The sequence below is a fragment of the Thiohalorhabdus sp. genome, assembly GCF_036628635.1.
Taxonomy (GTDB): domain Bacteria; phylum Pseudomonadota; class Gammaproteobacteria; order Thiohalorhabdales; family Thiohalorhabdaceae; genus Thiohalorhabdus.
This window is the reverse complement of record NZ_JAZKRM010000116.1, coordinates 1-2,849: the sequence shown is the minus strand read 5'-3', so window position 1 is coordinate 2,849 and position 2,849 is coordinate 1. Positions and strand designations below refer to the sequence as shown.

Below are 2,849 nucleotides of genomic sequence, written 5' to 3'. Positions count from 1 at the left end.
CATCGGGCGAGGCTTTGTTGCCTGTCCCAGTAGGGCTGAGGGATAGCATGGTTCACATTTCGGCAGCCGGATTCCTGGCGGCGGCGGTGGCCTTCCTGGCGGTCGCGGCCGTTCTGGCCATTGGCTGGCGCGGTCGGGCAACCGGCGGCCTTTTGCTGGTGGCGGTCGGGGTTTCGTCGCTATGGGGCGGGGCATTGGCCGGCCTTCACTGGGCCGGCGCGCTGCACCCCCAATGGGTGGCCCCGCTGGAGGCCTTGCGGCTGGGCGGGTGGTTGGCCTTCCTGCTGGGCCTTGTCCGGTTGATTATGCCCTCCTTGGCCTTCCGGGCCTTGGCCGGCGTCGGGGGGCTCGTGGTGGCTGGCGAAGGCCTCGGCGGCCTGGCCCGCATTGCGTTCTCCGGGGGCATCGCGCCCTGGGGGGCATCCCTGTCCCACATGGCGGGCATTGCCGGCGCGGTGCTTGGGCTCGTGCTGCTGGAGCAGGTCTTTCGCAATACCCGGGAGGAGGGTCGTTGGGCCCTGAAGCACCTTTTCCTTGCCATTGGCACACTGCTGATCTTCGACCTCTTCCTTTTCGCTGATGCCCTGGTGATGCGGGCCCCCGATCCCGACCTGTGGGCGGCCCGTGGCTACGTCAATGCCTTGCTGGCACCCCTGGTCGCGGTAGGAGCCGCGCGCAACCCCGAATGGTCCCTGGACGTCTACGTCTCCCGGCGCTTTGTGCTATACACCGCCTCGCTCACGGGCGCCGGTGTGTATCTTCTGGTCATGGCCCTGGCGGCCTACTCCATCCGAATCTACGGGGGGGCGTGGGGCGGACCGGTGCAGTTCGTGTTCCTGGTCGGGGCCGTGGTGCTGCTGGTGATGGTGGCCTTCTCCGGCCAGATCCGGGCCCGCATGCGTGTGTTCTTCAGCAAGCATTTCTTCAACTACCGTTATGATTACCGCGAGGAATGGCTGCGGTTTACCGGCACCCTGACCGCCGAGGAGGCCGAGATCCCGCTGAAGCAGCGGGTGATCCACGCCGTGGCCCAGGTGATCGAGAGCCCCGGCGGCATGCTTTGGCAGGAACGCGAGGGTTACCTGGTCCCGACCGCTGAATGGAATATGACCGAACCGGCGGAGGCGCGGGAGCCCCTGGACGGTCCTCTGGCTGCTTTCCTACAGGAGCAGGAGTGGATCCTGACGGTGGATGAATGGCGGGGGAGTCGGGAGCCCTACAGCGACCTCGCCATGCCGTCCTGGCTCGCCGGTATCCCCCGGGCCTGGCTGCTGGTGCCGCTCCTGCATCGGGACCGCCTTCAAGGTTTCTTGGTCCTGGCCCGCTCGCGGGCGGGAAATCTGGATCTGAACTGGGAGGATTTTGACCTGCTCAGGACGCTGGGCCGTCAGGCGGCCAGCTACCTGGCCCAGGAGGAAGCAGCCGAGGCCCTCACCCGGGCCCAGCAGTTCGAGACCTTCAATCGGCTGTCGGCCTTCGTCCTGCACGACCTCAAGAACATCATCGGTCAGCTGTCCATGCTTGCCCGCAATGCGCGCCGGCACGCCGACAACCCCGAGTTCCTGGCCGACGCCGTAACCACCATCGAGCATTCGGTGGCACGCATGAACCACCTGATGGCCCAGCTGCGCGGGGGGCTCCAGGCCGGACGGGTGGCCGAGGTGGACCTGGCGGGTGCCGTTCAGGAGGCGGCGGGCCAGCACGGCAGCGGTCTTCCCGAGCCGGAGCTGGTGCTCCCGGAGGAAGGCATCCGGGTGGAGGCCGATCGGGGTCGGTTGATAGCGGTCCTCGGCCATGTGATCCAGAATGCGCAGGAGGCCACCCCGGAGGACGGCTTGGTCCGGGTGTCGGTGGCCCTCGAAGGGGATTGGGCCCACATCGATGTGGTCGATTCGGGAGCGGGGATGGATCCTGAATTCGTTCGCGAGCGGCTTTTCCGGCCGTTCGATACCAGCAAGGGGGATACCGGCATGGGCATCGGTGCTTTTGAGGCCCGGGAATACGCCCGGGAGTTCGGGGGCGATGTCGAGGTCCACAGCACGCCGGGTGAGGGCACCCGGTTCCAGTTCCGGTTGCCCGGTTGGGCGGTCGAGCCTGAGGCGGTGTCCGCCCAGGGCGGAGCTGCCCGATGACGGTTGGGGAACGCAAGGTGTTGGTGGTTGAGGACGATCCCGGGGTCCAGACACAGGTGCGCTGGGCTCTGGATGCCTACGAGGTAGTCTGCGCCGGCGACCGGGAGGAGGCGATTGCCCAGCTCCGCCGCCACGAGCCGCAGGTGGTGACCCTGGACCTGGGGTTGCCGCCCGATCCAGGGGGCGCCTCTGAGGGCCTGGCGGCCCTTCAGGAGATTCTGGGCCTGGCGCCGCGCAGCAAGATCATCGTCATCACCGGCAACGAAGACCACGCTAACGCGGTCAAGGCGGTCGGACTGGGCGCCTACGATTTCTACCAGAAGCCCATCGAGCCCGAGCTTTTCGCTACCATCCTGGAGCGGGCGTTCCGGCTTTACGACCTGGAGATGGAGAACCTGCGTCTGTCGCAGCAGCAAAGCCGGTCCCCCATCGGCAGCATCGTCGCCGCGAGCCCCGAGATGGACGAGGTCTGCCGCACCGTGGAGAAGGTAGCGGGGGCCGAGGCGACCACCTGTCTGCTGGGCGAGAGCGGTACGGGCAAGGAGCTGGTGGCCCAGGCCCTCCACCACCTCAGCCCCCGATCCGAAAAGCCGTTCGTAGCCATCAACTGCGCCGCCATCCCGGAAAACCTTCTGGAAAGCGAGCTGTTCGGCTACGAGAAAGGCGCCTTCACCGGGGCCACCAGCCGCCGCCTCGGCAAGATCGAGCATGCCCACG

General features: G+C 67.2%; 2 protein-coding genes. Both read left to right on the top strand.

What is annotated here, in order from left to right; all coding sequences use genetic code 11:
• Positions 1–47 precede the first annotated feature (47 nt).
• On the top strand, positions 48–2,132 hold the full coding sequence (gene prsK / locus V5A19_RS14230; protein WP_332327984.1) for an XrtA/PEP-CTERM system histidine kinase PrsK: 2,085 nt from the start codon (positions 48–50) through the stop codon (positions 2,130–2,132).
• On the top strand, positions 2,129–2,849 hold a 721-nt coding region (locus V5A19_RS14225), incomplete at its 3' end, for a sigma 54-interacting transcriptional regulator (protein ID WP_332327983.1). The genes prsK and V5A19_RS14225, both read left to right, overlap by 4 nt.

What these genes read in the sequence shown, in the direction of transcription:
- prsK (WP_332327984.1), top strand. Translation starts at nt 48, where the DNA reads ATGGTTCACATTTCGGCAGCCGGATTCCTGGCGGCGGCGGTGGCCTTC.